Source organism: Nitrosopumilus sp., from assembly GCF_025699255.1.
Lineage (GTDB): Archaea > Thermoproteota > Nitrososphaeria > Nitrososphaerales > Nitrosopumilaceae > Nitrosopumilus.
Genome location: NZ_JAILWA010000003.1, coordinates 61,990 through 80,376, shown reverse-complemented (window position 1 = coordinate 80,376; position 18,387 = coordinate 61,990). Strand labels below are relative to the sequence as shown.

Annotated in this window: 24 protein-coding genes; 13 read left to right on the top strand and 11 right to left on the bottom strand. The window is 32.1% G+C overall.

Going from position 1 to position 18,387, the window contains the following annotated elements:
- Positions 1–2: 2 nt before the first annotated feature.
- On the bottom strand, positions 3–755 hold the full coding sequence (locus K5781_RS04255; protein WP_297441075.1) for a geranylgeranylglyceryl/heptaprenylglyceryl phosphate synthase: 753 nt from the start codon (positions 753–755) through the stop codon (positions 3–5).
- A gap of 64 nt (positions 756–819) precedes the next feature.
- Here K5781_RS04255 and K5781_RS04250 point away from each other — a divergent pair, with 64 nt between their 5' ends.
- The 3 genes from K5781_RS04250 (at position 820) to K5781_RS04240 (ending at position 2,208) form a co-directional block, all read left to right on the top strand.
- Positions 820–1,182 carry a hypothetical protein gene (locus K5781_RS04250; RefSeq protein WP_297441074.1) on the top strand — a complete coding sequence of 121 codons (363 nt, stop codon included), beginning with the start codon at positions 820–822 and terminating at the stop codon, positions 1,180–1,182.
- Between the two features lie 127 nt (positions 1,183–1,309).
- Positions 1,310–1,912: a winged helix DNA-binding protein gene (locus tag K5781_RS04245; RefSeq protein ID WP_297441072.1), complete on the top strand. Its 603-nt coding sequence runs from the start codon at positions 1,310–1,312 to the stop codon at positions 1,910–1,912.
- 134 nt (positions 1,913–2,046) lie between these two features.
- Positions 2,047–2,208: an AbrB/MazE/SpoVT family DNA-binding domain-containing protein gene (locus tag K5781_RS04240; RefSeq protein WP_297441070.1), complete on the top strand. Its 162-nt coding sequence runs from the start codon at positions 2,047–2,049 to the stop codon at positions 2,206–2,208.
- A gap of 4 nt (positions 2,209–2,212) precedes the next feature.
- Here K5781_RS04240 and K5781_RS04235 read toward each other — a convergent pair whose 3' ends face one another.
- Positions 2,213–2,599: a hypothetical protein gene (locus tag K5781_RS04235; RefSeq protein ID WP_297441067.1), complete on the bottom strand. Its 387-nt coding sequence runs from the start codon at positions 2,597–2,599 to the stop codon at positions 2,213–2,215.
- Positions 2,600–3,090: 491 nt separating this feature from the next.
- On the opposite strand from K5781_RS04235, the gene K5781_RS04230 reads away from it, so the two are divergent.
- Entirely contained in the window at positions 3,091–4,293 is a 1,203-nt protein-coding gene (locus tag K5781_RS04230; protein ID WP_297441066.1) for an AAA family ATPase, read from the top strand.
- On the opposite strand, the gene K5781_RS04225 is transcribed toward K5781_RS04230, so the two are convergent.
- Positions 4,270–5,715 carry a DNA-directed DNA polymerase II small subunit gene (locus K5781_RS04225; RefSeq protein ID WP_297441064.1) on the bottom strand — a complete coding sequence of 482 codons (1,446 nt, stop codon included), beginning with the start codon at positions 5,713–5,715 and terminating at the stop codon, positions 4,270–4,272. The two genes, K5781_RS04230 and K5781_RS04225, sit on opposite strands and share 24 nt — an antisense overlap.
- Positions 5,716–5,791: 76 nt before the next feature.
- On the opposite strand from K5781_RS04225, the gene K5781_RS04220 reads away from it, so the two are divergent.
- Together K5781_RS04220 and K5781_RS04215 are read left to right on the top strand one after the other, a co-directional pair.
- Positions 5,792–6,331, top strand: a complete 540-nt coding sequence (locus K5781_RS04220) for a stage II sporulation protein M (protein ID WP_297441062.1) — start codon at positions 5,792–5,794, stop codon at positions 6,329–6,331.
- 85 nt (positions 6,332–6,416) lie between these two features.
- Positions 6,417–7,346 (top strand): hypothetical protein, encoded by a 930-nt coding sequence (locus tag K5781_RS04215; RefSeq protein WP_297441060.1) that lies wholly within the window; start codon positions 6,417–6,419, stop codon positions 7,344–7,346.
- Here the strand turns inward: K5781_RS04215 and cbiE are convergent.
- Together cbiE and K5781_RS04205 are read right to left on the bottom strand one after the other, a co-directional pair.
- Positions 7,343–8,056 (bottom strand): precorrin-6y C5,15-methyltransferase (decarboxylating) subunit CbiE, encoded by a 714-nt coding sequence (gene cbiE, locus K5781_RS04210; protein WP_297441058.1) that lies wholly within the window; start codon positions 8,054–8,056, stop codon positions 7,343–7,345. The genes K5781_RS04215 and cbiE overlap by 4 nt on opposite strands.
- A 2-nt stretch (positions 8,057–8,058) precedes the next feature.
- Positions 8,059–8,550 carry a hypothetical protein gene (locus K5781_RS04205; protein WP_297441056.1) on the bottom strand — a complete coding sequence of 164 codons (492 nt, stop codon included), beginning with the start codon at positions 8,548–8,550 and terminating at the stop codon, positions 8,059–8,061.
- Between the two features lie 73 nt (positions 8,551–8,623).
- Between K5781_RS04205 and K5781_RS04200 the strand changes: the two genes are divergently transcribed.
- Positions 8,624–10,156: a peptidylprolyl isomerase gene (locus tag K5781_RS04200; RefSeq protein ID WP_297441054.1), complete on the top strand. Its 1,533-nt coding sequence runs from the start codon at positions 8,624–8,626 to the stop codon at positions 10,154–10,156.
- Positions 10,157–10,162: 6 nt separating this feature from the next.
- Here K5781_RS04200 and K5781_RS04195 read toward each other — a convergent pair whose 3' ends face one another.
- Complete coding sequence (locus K5781_RS04195) at positions 10,163–11,521, bottom strand: NAD(P)/FAD-dependent oxidoreductase (protein ID WP_297441052.1); 1,359 nt, start codon at positions 11,519–11,521, stop codon at positions 10,163–10,165.
- A 68-nt stretch (positions 11,522–11,589) separates the two neighbouring features.
- Positions 11,590–12,240: an ACT domain-containing protein gene (locus K5781_RS04190; protein WP_297441050.1), complete on the bottom strand. Its 651-nt coding sequence runs from the start codon at positions 12,238–12,240 to the stop codon at positions 11,590–11,592.
- Between the two features lie 119 nt (positions 12,241–12,359).
- Between K5781_RS04190 and hsp20 the strand changes: the two genes are divergently transcribed.
- From hsp20 to K5781_RS04170, 4 genes are all read left to right on the top strand, one after another.
- Positions 12,360–12,860 (top strand): archaeal heat shock protein Hsp20, encoded by a 501-nt coding sequence (gene hsp20, locus K5781_RS04185; RefSeq protein ID WP_297441048.1) that lies wholly within the window; start codon positions 12,360–12,362, stop codon positions 12,858–12,860.
- A gap of 27 nt (positions 12,861–12,887) precedes the next feature.
- Positions 12,888–15,023 (top strand): CDC48 family AAA ATPase, encoded by a 2,136-nt coding sequence (locus tag K5781_RS04180; protein WP_297441046.1) that lies wholly within the window; start codon positions 12,888–12,890, stop codon positions 15,021–15,023.
- A gap of 35 nt (positions 15,024–15,058) precedes the next feature.
- Positions 15,059–15,277: a hypothetical protein gene (locus tag K5781_RS04175; RefSeq protein WP_297441045.1), complete on the top strand. Its 219-nt coding sequence runs from the start codon at positions 15,059–15,061 to the stop codon at positions 15,275–15,277.
- A gap of 76 nt (positions 15,278–15,353) precedes the next feature.
- Positions 15,354–15,791, top strand: coding sequence for a hypothetical protein (locus K5781_RS04170; RefSeq protein WP_297441044.1), 438 nt, complete (start codon positions 15,354–15,356; stop codon positions 15,789–15,791).
- Positions 15,792–15,807: 16 nt separating this feature from the next.
- Here the strand turns inward: K5781_RS04170 and K5781_RS04165 are convergent, their stop codons facing one another.
- Positions 15,808–16,728 carry a transcription initiation factor TFIIIB gene (locus K5781_RS04165; protein WP_297441042.1) on the bottom strand — a complete coding sequence of 307 codons (921 nt, stop codon included), beginning with the start codon at positions 16,726–16,728 and terminating at the stop codon, positions 15,808–15,810.
- Between the two features lie 181 nt (positions 16,729–16,909).
- Positions 16,910–17,101: a DUF1059 domain-containing protein gene (locus K5781_RS04160; protein WP_297441040.1), complete on the bottom strand. Its 192-nt coding sequence runs from the start codon at positions 17,099–17,101 to the stop codon at positions 16,910–16,912.
- A 129-nt stretch (positions 17,102–17,230) separates the two neighbouring features.
- Here K5781_RS04160 and K5781_RS04155 point away from each other — a divergent pair, with 129 nt between their 5' ends.
- Positions 17,231–17,611, top strand: a complete 381-nt coding sequence (locus tag K5781_RS04155; RefSeq protein ID WP_297441489.1) for a CrcB family protein — start codon at positions 17,231–17,233, stop codon at positions 17,609–17,611.
- Positions 17,612–17,617: 6 nt separating this feature from the next.
- A complete protein-coding gene (locus K5781_RS04150) occupies positions 17,618–17,848 on the top strand; it encodes a hypothetical protein (RefSeq protein WP_297441038.1) in 231 nt (76 codons plus the stop codon).
- On the opposite strand, the gene K5781_RS04145 is transcribed toward K5781_RS04150, so the two are convergent.
- Positions 17,849–18,121, bottom strand: coding sequence for a hypothetical protein (locus K5781_RS04145; RefSeq protein ID WP_297441036.1), 273 nt, complete (start codon positions 18,119–18,121; stop codon positions 17,849–17,851).
- Positions 18,122–18,177: 56 nt separating this feature from the next.
- The gene (locus K5781_RS04140; protein WP_297441034.1) at positions 18,178–18,387 is read right to left on the bottom strand and encodes a hypothetical protein; all 210 of its coding nucleotides are present in this window, start codon (positions 18,385–18,387) and stop codon (positions 18,178–18,180) included.

Here is an 18,387-nt window from a genome sequence, read left to right as displayed (position 1 = left end):
TACTACTTGCTTCTTTGAATTGCTTTTGCTATTTTTTCTAATTTTTTGAGACTACCTCCTTTTTCAAGGAATGTTCCAATAACTAGAGCATCAGCTCCTGCTTTTACAAGACTTTCAGCGGTTTTTTCATCTTTAATTCCACCTCCCACAATCAAAAATCCATTAAATACATGTCGTACGGTCTTTACCATTTCTGGTGTAACGTTAGTTTTAGCGCCAGATCCTGCTTCAAGGTATACAAATCTCATACCAAGGAATTGTGCTGCCAATGAATATGCTGCTGCGATTTTTGGTTTTTCAAATGGAATTCCTCTAGCTGAACCAACAAACCATGCAGATGTTCCATCTCCAATTACTAAATATGCAGTCGGAAGTGGTTCTAATCCAAATTTAAGAACACTTGGTGCTCCCAATGCCTGTGCCTGAGTAATGAAATAAGGGTTTTCAGAATTCATTAATGAACTAAACAGAATAGCATCAGCATCAGGTACTACACCTGTTACATTGCCTGGGAATAGAATTATTGGGATTTTTAGACCTTTTTTGATACCTTTGACTACTTGTGCCATTTCAATTTGATCAGTAGCAGAGGAACCTCCAACTAAGATTGCTGAAGCGCCAATCTTTTCTACATCTTTAGCAAGCTTGCTTGATGCCTCTAGATTCGATACTTCAGAGTCTATTAAGACAAATAATAATGCATTTTTCTTTTTTAATTCAGATTTTAGGAATGATTCAACTTTATCTCCAGCCATAGATTGGGTTTGTGTATGGCTCTTTAAAGTTTAATTGGAATGCTGTATACAGATTTGTATAGCTATGGACAAGTTAGAAGAATCTAATTTTAACAATATTATTAAGAAAATTATCAAAAAATCACTATTTACAGAGAGACAAGTTGAAATTATTTTAAATCAAAAGGATCTTCTTGAATCCAATTTTTCTATAACTAAAGGAGCATATTATAGACAAGTTGGGCAATCTAGAGAGAAATTAATTGGTTTATTCTACTCAATCATACTTTTTCGTGGTTTAGGCATACTTTTGCCTGATGATATAGATGTGATATCAAAGCTTTCTGAACAGATTAGTGTGATAAATGAGAGTGATATTTTTCCTGAGAGAGAAGATGAAGTGATTAGTGTGATAGACAGGCTTGTAAGACAGGCATGTAATATGTGATGTATGTGATATGTTAGATTAGACTCAAATTGATTTCTTTGTGATTGTTAGTGTGAGATTGTTAATCTAAAGTGTGAATTAATGTTGTTCAATCACGATAAATCACGTTATAGGCATAGATGTTGTGATGTTAATAGAAATTCCTGAACCTGAAGTGATTTTAGGTGTGATTTTAGCATTTATTGTGGGAGTTGTAGGATTGTATGCATATTTTCGAATACGTCCATTTGTAAAAACTAGAAGTGAGGTATTTGATGCCTCACAAACTGAACGTTTGGAATATTATGAAAGACAGTTAATTGATATGAAAATACGCCTAGATGCATTAGAAATACAGAGAATTGAGCAAAAAGTAGAGGATCCAAATTTGGAATTAAAACAATTTTTAGAAAAATTGGCAAAGAATGAAGTTCAAGAAAAACCTGTTGAGATTGTTAGTAAGCCTGAAGTTGCTTCTGAAAAAGAGATTTCTGTGCCTAATGTGCCCAATATTACACCTGCAAATCCAATTGATTATGTGTTACACCTAATCACAAACAAAGCTATGACATCACGTGATATACAAGTCACATTAAAGAAAAGCAGAGAACATACTTCACGCCTGATGAAAAAGTTGTTTGAAGATGGATATGTTGAAAGAAATACAGAATCAAAACCATATACTTACTCAATCACCAAAAAAGGTATTGCAAAAGTTGAGCAAACTGAAGCAACTCCAATAACAGAATAAATTATTTTTAGATTTTTTTGTATATAATTTTTGTAAAAATATGATCAATTTTGGTAAAAACAGTCGTATTTTTTAATGGAATAAGAATTAAATAATTTATTAAATTATATATATTATTAAATTATAACAAGAATATGTCTGTAAATGAGAATGAAGTTTTAGTAAAAATAACATCTGCAGGCACAATTTCAATACCAAAACAATTTAGAAAGTATATGGACATCCAAAAAGGAGAATATGTTAAAGTTATTCTTGGAAAAGATAGATTGTTGATTAGAAAAGTTACTATTTCTTGATTAGTTATTGTTGTTTTTGGGCTATTTTGATAATTTGATATGTCCATTCTCTACCATTTCTTATCCTATTTACCCTACCTTTTTGAGAAAATCTTGATAGATATGTAGAGATTACACTAAGTTTTACTGGCTCATTATATTCATCTTCATATTTTTCTAAAATGTTTGTTGAAGTGAATTTTCCCATTGGGAAGAATTTATCTATAATATTCCAAATTTTTGCACCAATAGAATCTACATTGGTAATTTCATTCTCTTCTTCAATATTCATTAGGTCCATCATTTCAAAGATTTTGAGGACTTTATCTCTAGTTACATTACCTTCTAATTTGATGTCATAGCGTGCACCATCAGAATCTTCCATATCTATTCTAATCCGTTTTTTAGCCATCTTTGAGATCTAAAGGATCTAGTGTTAACAGTTGAAATGATCCACGAATTTTTGTTAACTAAGTAGTTTGTTAACATTGACTGCCTAGCCCACGCCTGAGATGTTTTTTGTTATTAACAGTTTATTCATATTTAACCCTCAAAAATAGGTATTTTTCCTGCCTGGAGTGGAAATAAAGGGGTTAATTTTGTGATATTCACAGTGTTAACATTCATCTTAACGCCTGGAATGGAAATAAAGGGGTTAAAATGGGCTTTTCAGACCATTTCTTAACATAATCTTAACAAAAATGTTAACCAACTCAAAATTTAGACTCATCCCACACACCAATATTTCCACTCTATCTTTTTCTTTAATTTTTTTAAAAAGAAAATCTAAAACTAACTAAAAATAATTAATTACAAACTAAACTACTCTTACTATTGTATTCTATACTCTCTTAATTTAGGTATGAATATGATAATGTTGAGAGGAAACAAAGGTGTGTGAGTATGTCTGATCCAATAGATAGATTGTTAGATGCAGCTGAATCTGGAAAATCGATTATTAAAAATCGAGACATACTTCATTTTTCATATATTCCTGAAATAATATTACATAGAAACAATGAACAAGAACAAGTTACCCAATCATTATTACCAATTCTAAAACAATCAAGACCATCAAACCTATTGGTTTATGGTAAACCTGGTACCGGCAAGACATTAGTAGTAAAAAAAGTACTTTCAAAAATTCAAGAGAGGGTAGAAAAATCAAATTTTCCAATTAAATTAGTGTATTCTAATTCCAAAGAAGAGACAACATTATACGGATTATTGGTTAGTTTAGGCAGGCAATTAGGCTTGACTGACAAAGAATTACCGACAACTGGCCTTGCTATCAGTGAAGTCTTCAAAAGATTACTAAATAAAATAGAAGAAGGTAAACTCAACGCAATTTTTGTTATTGATGAAATTGATTATCTTGCCCAACTTGTAGCAAAGACAGGAAAAGACATCTTATACCAACTTACCAGGGCAAATGAACGTCTTAACCAAGGCTCTCTAACATTAGTGGGAATTTCAAATGATTTAACTTTCAAAGAAAAACTAGATCCCAGAGTTATCAGCAGTCTAGGAGAGGAAGAGATTGTATTTACAAATTATAATGTTGAACAAATCAAAAAAATACTTGAAGAAAGAATCAACGAATCATTTATTTCAAATTCGGTAGAAAATCCAGCCCTAAATCTCATTGCAGCTCTTGCAGGCGGCGAACATGGAGATGCCCGTAGAGCAATTGATTTACTTCGAGTGGCTGGGGAACTTGCTGAAAGACAACAATCTGAGAAAGTCACAGTTGAACATGTAAGAGATGCCTCTCAAAAAATGGAAGAAAATAAAGAAGAAAAATCACTCAAATCATTTCCACTTCATGAAAAATTGGTTCTTATCTCAATAATGAAAGCAAATGGTTCTTCAACTGGCGAAATCTACTCTTCTTACAAAAACCTCTGTAAGGCAGTTGGAAAAGATGAACTTACACAAAGACGAATTACACAAATGTTGAGTGAAATAGAATTATCTGGATTAATCTCTGGAAGACTAATTCATCAAGGAATTCATGGTAGGACAAAAAAATACAAACTTACAATATCATCTGAAATGATTAAAAATACATTCAAAGACGATTTAACTCTGCAAGACATTGTCTGAGTTTGAACTATAATTTTGATGGAATACTTGGAAAGTTTTCAAGTTTACCATAATGGCAATTCCTGGATTTGGAGTCATTCCAACACTTGCTTGGAATGGTGTTTGTTTTTGCCAGGAACCAGAGTTTACCAATAAAATTCCTTTATACATATCCAATTGGGCTCGATGGACATGACCAACATGAAAGATATCTGGAATATCTTGAATTACCATTTGATCTTCCATTTCTGGAGCAATTGGTGTCTGACTACCATAAATCGGGCTAAGGTGTCTTGCTCTTAGAAGGTGTTTCATAACATCAGTTGGTTTGTCATAACTTAGACCTGGAGTGGTCTTTACAATATCATCTATGCTTTGACCATGAAACATGGAGACTATTACCCCATTTAATGAAACTACAGCAGGATTGCCTACCATTATCACATTTTCTCTCTCCCATAATCCAGAGTTGTATTTTTTGGGTATTGCAGGTTGTGGTAATGCCCTTCTTCCTGGATCGTGGTTTCCAGGCATAATGATGATTTTTACATTTTTAGGAATTTTATCAATCAAACCCTCTACTTTTTCTAATTGTTCTTGAATTGTCTGACAAACCAATTCTTTATTCTGATTTGGATAGATTCCAACTCCATCTACCACATCTCCACCAATTAATACAAATCTTATTCTTCTGGCAACTGGATCTGGACTAGATATCCATGAAACAAATTCTGAGAATTCATCTTCCATGAAATATTTACTTCCAATATGTAAATCAGAAAGAAATACAGCATATGCTTCACTTTCTGACTTGTTTTTTGCCTGTTCTGGAATATCTGGCAAAATCAGATCTTTAATGATATATCCTGAATTTTTTGCAGAACCTATTCTAGCCATGACAAACTGATCTAACAAAAGCGTACCTGCTACTTTTTGCAGTTCTTCATCAAAAATTATACCCTCAAACGAACCTGAGGGATCCTCCAAAACAATTTTTGTGATATTTCTCTCAGAATTTCGTATAGATACTAATCCACAAACATACAAATCATCTTCAATTTTGGTATTTTTTAGAGATGCCGCAGATTTGAGCATTTTTGATTCTGGTCTATCAGATATAATTCGTTTAAGTTTGTTAAAACGACTTGAAAACAAGGCATTATACCCTTTAACACCTTCTCCAGATGTAATCTTACTAGATGGATCAGATAATATTTTGACTTGATTTTGTAATGTTGAATCTTCTTTTATCCCAAGGTAAGTCTCTAAATCATCTTGGCTAATTTGAAACAATTTTTGTTTCGTCTTTTCCCTAACAATTTCCTTGATGATTTTTTCTAGTTTTTTTACATCAATATTTTCTAATATTTTAAAAGCATCTGGATGAATCTGGAATCCTTTGTTTAACGCATAATTTAATGCAAAACTAAGTTCCTTTTTCATATCCAAAAATATTATCTGGTTTAATTAAATCTGCGCCTACACTAACCCTCAAATATTGTATATGGGATATTGTTATGTGAATAAAATTAGAATAATTACATTTTTTGTATTTTTAGGTTCATTTGCAGCGGCATATCAAATTGGTTCTCTTTCTACTGTAAGTGATGAGGAAGCTAATATGTTTATGAAAGAATTTGAAGAGTTAGTTCTGGATATTGATGCATTTGGAATCTTTACTCATAATCTAACTCTTGCACTTCCAATGTTTATACCAGGATTTGGTGTTGGATGGGGGCTTTTTTCTGCATGGTCAACTGGTTTTGCATTTGCATCCATTGCAGTAACTGCTCCCCAAATTGGTGAAATTCCTCCACTTTCAATTCTTTTCTTATCTCCTTTTGGATTAATGGAGCTTGCGGCATATTCTTTAGGAATTTCTAGAAGTTTTATTTTGATTAGAGCAGTCATTAAAAAAATTGATTTGATAAAATTTCTCAAACCAACTCTAATTGAAATAGGAATTGTAACAGGACTTCTTTTGGCAGGAGGTTATCTTGAATTTTATATGATTGAATTAGCTCAAAAGGAAGGACTTTTGGACATGCCTGGATTTTGATTTTACACTTTTCCCATGTATTTGCCTAATCAGTCTAAAATTCTTTAGTAGCAAATTATAAACCAAATTAGATGAATAATTAACTATGAGGGTAGTTATTTCATTACTAGTTTTACTTGCAGTTTCATCTGGATATTATGTAAATGAATCATTTGCTGAAATTTCAGAAAATCAAGCATTCATTCTGGAAGGATCTGGATTTGCAGTTACTGAAGAAATCATTAAAACATCTGAAATTGATTTAGGTTTATCATCACAAAATCAACGTGGTAGCACAATCAACTTTCTAACAGAAGATGGATTCATCACATTAGATGATGAAGAATTTATTATTTCCAATTTAGAAGGGAAATTTTTACGGGAAGGCAAATACATTAGAATTAATGGTCAAATAGAAAGTTCTAATGGACTTGATACATCAATTAGTTTTTTTGGTAGATTAGTTGATGAAAGCAAAAATGCATCAGTTTATGGTTTTTCAGGCAGGATTACAACATCTGATGATACATACAAAATAATTTACACAACAAAATTATCTAGTTTAACAAAAATTGATTCAACTTCTAGTAATATAGAAGAATCAAAAAATCTCACACTTTATATTCTTAAAGGATCAGCAACACAAGGAATAGCTGGAAGTTATATTCAATCTGGTGATATTAGACTAGAAGCTGCATTAAATCAACAAAATACTGATCCATTAAGACTTAGATATTTCTCACAAGATAGAATTTCAGTTGAGCCAGGAACTACAATTACTATAACAAATGATGATGTTGTATCTCATAGTGTAATTAGTGGTAAAGAAAACAATGATCGATATGTCCCCTTTACTCCTGATGGGAGAATTTCTACTGGAGATATTGAACCAGGAAAATCTACTACGATAAAATTTAATGATATAGGATTTTACAGATTGTATGATCCAGACTATCCATGGATGAAAATTATAGCATATGTATTTCCAGATTCAGATAATGTAATTTTAGGCCAAGGTCAAAATCTAGGAAATTAATTTTCCCACTGCCATCTGTAATTCATATATGAATCCAAGCTAACTTGATCAAATATCATTACTGATAAATCAGAAAACTCTTTTCCTTCCAAATCTTTTACCATGCCAACAAAACTTGTTTCATTTTCTGTTGTAATCGCCTCAAAAACATGAACTTTCATATTTTCTGTTACAAAGTTATGTTCTCGTAGATATATTGCAATTTCAGAAGGCATGAAATGTTTTTCTGGTTGTTTTGGCCAAGGTCTTGGAACTAAAACTACACTAAACCCGTCAATCAATGCTTTTTGTAATTCTAATTTCTTATCTTCAATTGGAGTTGTTACGTGCATTGTAATTACTTTGGATTTGTCTAAAGGAACTTTGGCTTTTGATGCTGCTACTTGAATTGAACTAATTCCTGGTATAATTTCAACCTCTCCAAAAATTTCTATTAATCTATCAACAACTTCAGATTCTGAAAAATTAACATCGCCAGTAAATGGTATTACTAATGTTCTATTACCAAGCTCTGGTAATATTTTTTGATACGATTCTTCCTGATCATTCATGGTAATTTCATAGATCTCTTTACCTCGAATCAAATCTTCAATTGTTTTTAGAGTGTATTTGTAACCAATTATCACATCACATTTTTGAATTATATCTTTGACAACCTCTGTCACATATTTTGGGGAACCGGGTCCAACACCTACTGCGTAAACTTTCAATTTTATTTTGTAAATTTCTGTCTGTCTTTAATATATTGCACAAAAGGTTTCCAATCTACTTTCATGTATTTTGTAGGCTCTTTTGCTGGATATTTTACCCAATCTTGGGCTATTGAAAACTGAAATTTCTCATTTTTTCCATCTTTTTGATATTCTAATTGTAAAGAACTACCCCAATCTTTTTCTGTAAAACTAATACTAGAAATGTCATCAAAATTTAATTCCATATTTCTATCATCTTCACAATCATTCATCAAATCTTCTTCATTATACCCATCATGACGGATCATTGTATTTTTTGATTTGATAAAATTAATCACCTGTCTTTGAGTTATGGCTTTCCACCAATTCATCTTTGATTCTGTTTTATGGATGAACATCAAATGTCTATCAGTTAAAATTAGCATTCCTTCTTTTCCACCAATTGAAAAAAACTTTTTTGATTCTCTCCACACTGATACTAAATGTGCCTGAATCTTTTCATCAGGTTGCATATCGAATAATTTATTGGACTTTGTTAAAAACTAATACAATTGGCTTTTATGTAAGATATATTGAGAAAAATTATTGAATAGATTTTTTCTTGTTTTGATATTTTCATTATTTATTGTAAGTTCACTTAGTTTTGTATTTGCTCAAACAGTAGAGTTTAATCAAATCCATATCATGGATCCTGTAGTTATATTAGAAACCACATCTGGAAAAATTGTTATAGAATTTTTCCCAAATGATGCACCAAAACATGTTGAAAATTTCATTAAATTATCACAATCCGGCTTTTATGATGGTGTCTTATTTCATAGAATCATTCCTGGATTTATGATTCAGGGAGGTGATCCAAATACAATTGATGGTGATCCAAGTACTTGGGGCATTGGTGGTCCATCCACAAGCGTTGATGCAGAATTTAACACAATCAAACATAATCGTGGAATTGTTTCTATGGCAAGATCAGCTGATCCTAATAGTGGTGGTTCTCAATTTTTTATTGTTCATGCTGATTCAAATTTTCTTGATGAACAATACACTGTATTTGGTAGAATAGTTACTGAAGAAAGTTTTGAAACACTTGATAAAATTGCGGCTTTACCTACCGGCGACAGAGACAATCCTTTAGATCCTGAAAAAGCCAAAATCATTAAAGCTACAGTTGTTAGTATTTCTGATATTCCAAATGTTCTTGAATTAGGGGATCCTGAACGGACTCAATCTACTGTTACTCCATCAACAGGAAATCAACAATACGAGAGTTCAGAACATGAATTAAAAATTAGTATCCCAGAAGGTTGGTTATTACAAGAACGAGATGAATCACAACCAAATTCTCCAGATGTAGTGGCAGTAGGTCCAAAAACTGGAAAAATGAATCCGGTAATTTCATTAACAGTTCAAGAAACCAATCAACGAACTTTTGATGAACTAATTTCTGAAAAACTTGAAACAATAAAACCAGTTATTGAATCGGGAGAATTAGAAATTAGTTTACAGAAAAAAATGATAATTAATGGATATGATGCATATGTTATTGAAGCAGAAGGATTATTTTCAGCCAATGAAGAATTATTCAATGTTCAATTCAAAGAAATAATGTTTTATGATGATGAAAAATTTTACAGTCTTGCATATAGTAATGGTGTAGATGATTTTAATTCTCAACTTCCAAGATTTGATGAAACAGTAGAATCTTTTGCAATAATAAAACCAGAATCACCTTCAGAAACAACCACTGAAGAAAATGGTGGGTGTTTAATTGCTACTGCCACATTTGGTTCTGAACTTGCTCCACAAGTTCAACAGTTAAGAGAACTGCGAGATAATACTATTTTATCAACAGAGTCTGGAACTGCCTTTATGAGCAGCTTTAACCAATTCTATTATTCATTTTCACCCGTAATTGCAGATATTGAACGTGAAAATCCTCTTTTCAAAGAATTTGTAAAATTATCTATTACACCAATGTTATCCTCACTATCAATTCTAAATTATGTTGAAATTAATTCTGAATCAGAAATGTTATCTTATGGAATTGGAATTATTTTGATGAATGCTGGAATGTATTTTGCAGCACCTGCATTAATTATCTATAAGATTAGAAAATAACCTATTTTACCAAACATCATCTACTTCATCAAGAAGCTTGTATTCTTTTTCAGTTTCACGTTTCATAAGTTTTAGTCTGGAGATATCTCTATCAAAGAACAAATCTATTGTCCAGTCAAGAAATACACGGATTTTTTTATCAAAAGTTGTGATTTTTGAGAGGTATACATTTCTCCAAATTAACCAAGCCCAAAATCCTGAGATATTCATTCCTAAGAATGTAGCAATTCCTGATCTTTTTCCAATAATTGCCATTTGCCCTTTTGAATGATAAACAAATTTTTCTTTTTCAGAATTTTTAATTAATGAAACCAGATTTTTAGCTGCAATTTTTGCTTGAGCTTCAGCAATCTGAGCAGTTGGAGGTAAGGGCCTTTTTGTTTCAGGATCTATATGCAACGCACAATCACCAATTGCAAAGACTCCTGGAAAATCAGCAACTTCTAGATAATCATTCACTATGACTTTTCCTTTTTCAGTTTTGAACATAGATCTTTTAATTGTATTAACTGGAGTAACTCCTGCAGTCCAAATCAAAGTTTTTGTGATTATTGAATCCACTTTTGATGTATCAATTGAATCTCTTGGATTTTCATCTAATGATTTTGTAGTTACCTCATTTCCATCAAAACTAGTAACAGCTGTTTTTAATCTAATATCAATTCCTCTTTCAACTAACTTGTCTTTTGCAAAGTCTGCTAGTTTTTCATTAAATCCAGGTAAAATCATTCCTAAAGCTTCTAGAACAATAACTTTGAGATCCTCTTTGTGAATTGTTGGATAATGTTTTCTTGCATCCAATAAAAGATCCATTAATTCTCCTGCAGTTTCAATTCCAGCAAATCCTCCTCCAACAACAACAAAATTCAAAAAACTTTTTCTTAGTATTGGATTTGTTTCATTTTCTGCCTGTTCTAACATATCAATAACTCTATTTCTTAACATAACGGCATCGTTAAGCGTCTTCATCGTATATGCATTTTTTTCAACATCTGCCATTCCAAAAAAGTTTGTTTCACTACCTAATGCTACTACAAGAAAATCATAATGTATTGAAATACTTCTTTTGTCTCCAGTTCCCCATAAAGTAACAAGTTTTCCATAGGGATCAATATTTTTGACTCTCCCTTCATAGAATTTTGTTTTCTTACAAACAGTTCTGATAGGTAAAACGATATGCCTAGTCTCAATCATGCCTGAAGCTACTTGAGGTAACATTGGAGTAAATAGTAGAAAATTATCTTCACTTACCATTACCAACTCAATTTCGGGATCATCTCCAAACTCTGATTCTAATTGTCTGGCACATTCTACTCCTGCAAAACCCCCTCCTAAAATCACAATTTTTTTCTTATTTCTTGCCAATCGTGTATTTTCCACAATTTGGGTGAATATATGCTATAAGAATAATTTTCACTAAATTCATTACTGACTCAGGTTCTCATGATATCTGAATGTAAAATATCATAGGCCTTTGAAGAATCTCTCTCATTTAGAATAATTATGATGCTATCCTGACTGAAAAATGCATTAACCAATTCTATTCCATTAGCATGTAATACTTCAGCTACATAGGATACTACATCTGATTGATTTTGAGAACTTGGAATTGAAATTCGAATTTTTGCCAGACCCGTACTGAACATTTCATTATTTTCTGCTACATTACCAAAAATCTGTCTAATATCGTCCATATCTTCTGCAAGAAATCTAAATGAATCAGAAAGTCTGAAAAAATCATAATTATTAGTTATTTTAGAGAATTTATCAATAATTTCCATTGGATCCATTCCATTGGAATCCTTTACTGAAAACTTTACATCCATAATCCCATCTGTTAAAGCTAATCTGGCATTTTTTAAAACTGATTCTTCCCGAACTTCATCTTTAATTTCAAACGAGTCAGCATATCTTTTGATTGCAACAACTACTGTATTGAGATTTACAGAATTGCCTAGAATTTTTTCAATTTCTGGTTGAATTTTTACAGCCAAAGCTGTATAGTTTATCAAATCCATTTTCATACAATCATAAATTGAACGATTTCTAGTAATGATTTCTCTAACAACTTCTGGAACGGACATGTTTGTAGTCCTCATTAAAATTATTATATTATGTCAGTTATAATAGGATTATGTAAAAAATCTAGGGATTATCAATAATCTTTATATAATGTCATATATATTACATAACATAGGTGAATATGACAATGTTCTTTGATAGTGAATTTGATAGAATCTTCAAAAGAATGTCAAACTCTTTTTTCAATATAGATGACATTTTTGAGGAATTCAAGGGAAATGGTTCTGAATCTGGTCCATATTATTACGGTTATACAATGACCGTTGGTCCTGATGGAAAACCTGTTGTAAAGGAGTATGGAAATGTCAAACCAGGCCTTTTGCCAACTTCTGATACACGAGAACCACTAGTTGACACAATAGTCGACGAAAAAGAAAAAGTAGTAAAACTCATAGCTGAGATGCCAGGTGTAGAAAAGTCAGATGTCAAAATTGTTGTTGAAAACAAAATAGTTGATCTTTCTGCAGAACATGGTGACAAAAAATATCATGTAAAAGTTCCTGTACAACAAAAAGTTGATGAGGACTCTGTTAAAGCATCATACAAAAATGGGGTTTTACAAATCATCTTCAAATTAATTGAAGAGGAAAAACCAAAAGGCAAAACGGTGGAGGTTGAATAAACCCCTCTTAATTTTTGAGGTAATAATATGACTGAAATAGTTTTAAAAATTGAAGAAAGTCCTCAACAACATGTTGGAAGAGGCAGAGCTATAGTTGATCCTAAAGTAATTGAGGATCAAAAATGGAATACAGGACAAATTTTAGAATTAACATATAACAAAAAAACACATGTTAAACTTTGGCCAGGCCCCCCTGAAGAATATGGTTCAGGCTTTATCAAAATAGATGGAATGACAAGACAAAATATTGGAGCTGGAATCGGTGATAAAATTTCACTTAAATCAGTAGAAGCTGTAAATGCTGAACAAATTGTTTTATCTCCAACTGAAAAGATTGCCGCAGAAGGATTACAGGAATATATGATTTACAATTACCTTAATCATGTATTTACAACCGGAGACTCTGTATCTCTAAACACCCAGATGGGAGGAAGAGTTCAATTTGTTGTAACAAGTACAAAACCATCAAAACCAGTTTTGGTTACAGAAAATACTGTTTTCAAGCTTGGAGCAATGACAAAGGCAGTTGATTCTTCAGTTCCTAGAATCACATACGATGAACTTGGAGGCCTAAAAAATGAAGTGCAAAAAATTCGTGAAATGGTAGAATTACCAATGAGACATCCTGAATTGTTTGACAAAATAGGCGTGGAAGCCCCAAAGGGTGTACTTTTGTATGGTCCACCAGGAACCGGAAAGACTTTGCTTGCAAAGGCAGTAGCTGGTGAAACAAATGCCCACTTTATCTCACTTAGCGGTCCTGAAATTATGGGCAAACATTATGGAGAAAGTGAAGAGAGAATTAGGGAAATCTTTACTCAAGCTGAAGAAAATGCACCTAGCATAATTTTCATAGATGAAATTGATTCAATTGCTCCAAAAAGAGATGAGGTATCTGGTGAATTAGAGAAAAGAATTGTTTCTCAATTACTAACACTAATGGATGGAATGAAATCTAGAGGCAAGGTTGTAGTAATTGCAGCTACTAACAGGCCTGATTCTATTGATCCTGCACTTAGAAGACCAGGTAGATTTGATAGAGAAATAGAGATTGGAATTCCTGATGAGGAAGGTAGATTTGATATTCTCTCAATTCATACACGAGGAATGCCAATTGATGAAAAAGTAGACCTCAAACAAATCTCAAAGACAACACATGGATTTGTAGGAGCTGATTTGGAAGTATTATCCAAAGAAGCTGCAATGAGATCACTTCGTAGAATTCTTCCTGAAATTGATCTTGATGAAGAAAAAATCTCATCAGAGATTATTCAAAAGATCAAAATCACCAGTGAAGATTTCAGAGATGCATTAAAAGAAGTCAGACCAAGTGCACTCCGAGAAGTCCAAGTCCAAATTCCAAATGTAAGTTGGGATGACGTTGGAGGTTTAGATGAACTAAAAGAAGAACTCAAAGAAGCTGTTGAGTGGCCAATAAAATACAAAGACGCATATGATTATGTTGATGTTGAAACTCCAAAAGGAATTCTACTTCATGGTCCTCCAGGTACTGGAAAGACATTGATAGCAAAAGCTCTTGCAAAAATGACAGAGTCTAATTTCATTAGTATCAAAGGCCCTGAACTATTGTCAAAATGGGTTGGAGAATCAGAAAAAGGAGTACGAGAGATCTTCAGAAAGGCACGACAAGCAGCACCATGTATAATATTTTTAGATGAAGTTGATGCACTAGTACCAAGACGAGGTAGTGGAAGTTCAGAGTCACATGTTACAGAGAATGTAGTGTCTCAAATTCTAACAGAAATTGATGGATTAGAAGAACTGCACAATGTGTTAATTATTGGCGCAACAAACAGATTAGATATTGTAGATGAAGCACTTTTACGACCAGGAAGATTTGATAGAATAATCAAGGTTCCAAATCCTGATGAAAAAGGAAGACAACATATCTTTGAGATTCATACAAAGAACAAACCTCTTGCAAGCGATGTTAAAATCCCAGAACTTGTAAAATTGACTGAAAATTTCAGCGGTGCTGAAATTGCAGCAGTTACAAATAGAGCAGCTATTGCTTCTTTGAAGAGATATGTTTCTGGCAAGTCAAAGAATGTTAAGGAGATAAAGATTACACAACAAGATCTAATTGACGCTGTGGATAAGGTAAAACCTCGAACAAAAGAGGCCCCTATACCTAATCCATAAAATAGTCTAAATACTAAGGAAAATGACGTAAAATCATGAAACTCTATCTTGACTTTGAGCCATGCAACGAATGTAACACAATGATGACTGAGCTAAGTAGTCCTGAAATGTTGTTTGCTGATGAAAAAACTAGAGCAGATGAATCAGCAAAATTTCTCAGACATCTAACATACAATCACAATGAAGTGGTCCAAGCAGTTATGGAAGATCTTCCAAAACAAAAAAGAGATCAAGAACCTGATTTCTACAAATAATCTTCTTTTTCATTCTTAGAAATTAATAATCATATTCATATACAAAAATAACATAAGATTTTTGTGAAATTATAACATGAAACCTAGTCAGATCTTTGTAATTATTACAATTTTTGTTTCTCTAAGTTTAATACAAATTTCATTTGCATTTGAAACTGAACAAGAACCAGAACCACCACAAATTCCACAACCTAGTCCTGCACCTGAACCAATTAGAATGCCAGATCCTGAACCTACACCAGATCCTTTTCCTGGGGAATCTGATTCAGAAAAAGTAAAAAGATTGACTGAGGAAAACAATAATCTAAAACAACAAAATTCTAATCTCCAGAGCCAAATCTCTTCTTTAAAAAACGATAAACAAAGACTACAAGAAGAAATATCTGTACTTAACAATTCAATTCAAAGTCTTAGAGAAATTACATTAGAACAAGTTAGAGTAATTTTAGAATTAACTAATCAACTAAAAGAAATAATATTTGAAAAAATATTTTCTCCTACAATTCAATTGTAGGATTATTTTGGAATTTTCACTCAATAAGCTTTAAGGTTTTCTTTATCAATACTGCTCTGTTTCTAATAGTAACATCACTTACCCCTGATTCTACTGCAAATTTTTTCTGGCTAATTTTTTCTCCATTCATTATACATGAAATGTATAATGATGCAGCAGCTTGTGCTACTGGGTGTTTTCCAGCAGTAATCTGTTCTTTTTCAGAGCGTGCTAATATCTCAAATGCATCTCTTTTTGTTTTTTCTTTTAGATTCATGTTGTTTGAGATTTTTGAGATGAATGAAGCAGTATCATATTGATTTAGACTTAATTCCAGCTTTTTGATTATGGTTCTCAAATCTCTAGAGAGTATTCTTCGTTCTACATTTCCAGCTTTTGCGATATCATCTAATGTTCTTGGAATGTTGTTTTCTCTGCATGCTGCATATAGAGAGGCAGCAATCAATGAATTCATTGTTCTTCCTCTGGTTAGTTTTGCACTGACAGCTTTTCTGTAAATATAGGCAGCATTTTCTACTATGTTGTTAGGGATACCTAGTTTTGTTTTCATTCCGTGAAGCATTGTAAATGCCTTGCTCAAACTGGCAGTTTTTCTTGATTTGCTTCTTTGATCCCATGTTCTTAGTCTATTGAATTCATATTTTGTTTTGCTAGATAATGAATTTCCAGAAGAATCTTTATTTGTACCAATTACAGTTGAAAGTCCTTTGTCATGCATTGTAAGTGATGTAGCAGGACCTGTTCTTGATAGTTTCATAAAGTCTTCAGAGTTGTAACCGTTGTTTTCATATGATGCGTCAGCCATATTTTGCAATAGAATAAGACCGCAACCCCCACAAACAATTTCTCCTCTTTCAGAATCTGTTATTGTAGGGTAGGTTTTGCAAGTATCTAACTGACACTTGACATCATAATCATTTGAATAATTTTCTACCACTATTAACTACTATTGGTGATTATAAAATAAAAATAATATGATTCAGGAAATTTTTGATTCAAAACCAAACTTCATAAACGAAAAATTCCTCAACTTATTGTAGAAATTTAATTCTTATCTATAATGCAACACACATTGTAATAAATGTTAAAAATGAAAATAATTTTTTTAAAGAAATTATCTATTTCTTAATTGATTCTAAAGAGTGACCACGATTTGTTATCATTTGAGTAACTGCTTCAACAGTATAATCAATTCCGTGTTCTTCTTCAAAATGATTTCTTAATTTTTCAATCAGACCTACAGTTTTTTCTTCATCTAGAATGTAATCACATTCAAAACCATAGTCTTCACATCTCAATTTTAATGTCATTCAGTCTGGGGAAAATATTGAACCTATAAAAACCATATACATAATTTCTAATTCAATCTGAAATTAGGCACAATTTAGCCAGATTTTTTCCATATAGCACTAATAATACCAAATTGTCTGATTTGTGTGATGAAAGGATTAGAGTTTGTTTTTCTTGCAGCAGGTTCAGTACTAGGAGCATTTCTAAGATACAAAGTCACTGAATCACCATTACTTTTCAACACATTACCACTCAACGTTTTGATAGTCAATGTTCTGGGGGCATTTGTTCTAGGATCATTTATTGTATTATCTGAATACTGGAATTTGGATGGTAGATATTCTCTATTTGCCGCAGTAGGATTTTGTGGTTCACTTACTACAATGTCTTCATTTGCACTGGATTCAAGTAATCTATTAGAGAATAATCATTATGGAGCACTAGCTATCAATATTTTGGCAAATATTGGTCTGTCAATTACTGCATTAATAGGAGGAAAGTCATTAATGAGTGCAATTGTTAATAATTAATTAGAAATGGTTTATTCGTATCAAGTTATAAAATTCCAAACAATATCTTTTGTGCAAGGAAATCATTGGTCTCAATCAGTAGGCGATAAAGGAATTCTTTACAAATCACTTAAAGACCCATATGCAAAACTTATTGTTCAATCTTCTAGTGGATCAAAAAAATTATTTCATGTTCCAAAAGATAGAACTGTTGTAGTAACAAACCATACAGTTCATTTTCTAGGTGAACTAGCTTAGTTATGCAAAAAATTGATCAACTTGATCTCTGTATTTTAGAGCAATTTTTCCAAACTCTGTAAAATCATCTGCAGTAGGATATTTCATCTTCATGGCAAATTGATTTACGAATACAGATAATGCACTTCCAATAATTAGATTGTATACCCCGTCTGCAACATTGTTTGAATACGGAAATGCTACTTTGATAAATGGTAAGTATGTTTCAGTCTGAGATATCATTAATTTGATGTGTTTCTCAACGAATTCTTCAACATCTAGAGGAATTGCCATAATTATCCTTGTATTGATTTCTTATAAATAGAACTTTAATTCTTAGGCGTGAATTTTTATCTTACAATTTGTTCCATGTACTTTTCTTTGCCTTTTCTACTTCTTGGTAGACATCTTAGTTGTCTATTACAACAAGGGCAAATAATTCCTTCATACTCAACAAACACTTCACAATAGTTGCATCTTTTTTGGCCTGCAGCATATCTGCCAATTTCTGTAGGTTTTAGAGCCTTGTATTTTTTGCATTCACCAATACAATAAGTCAT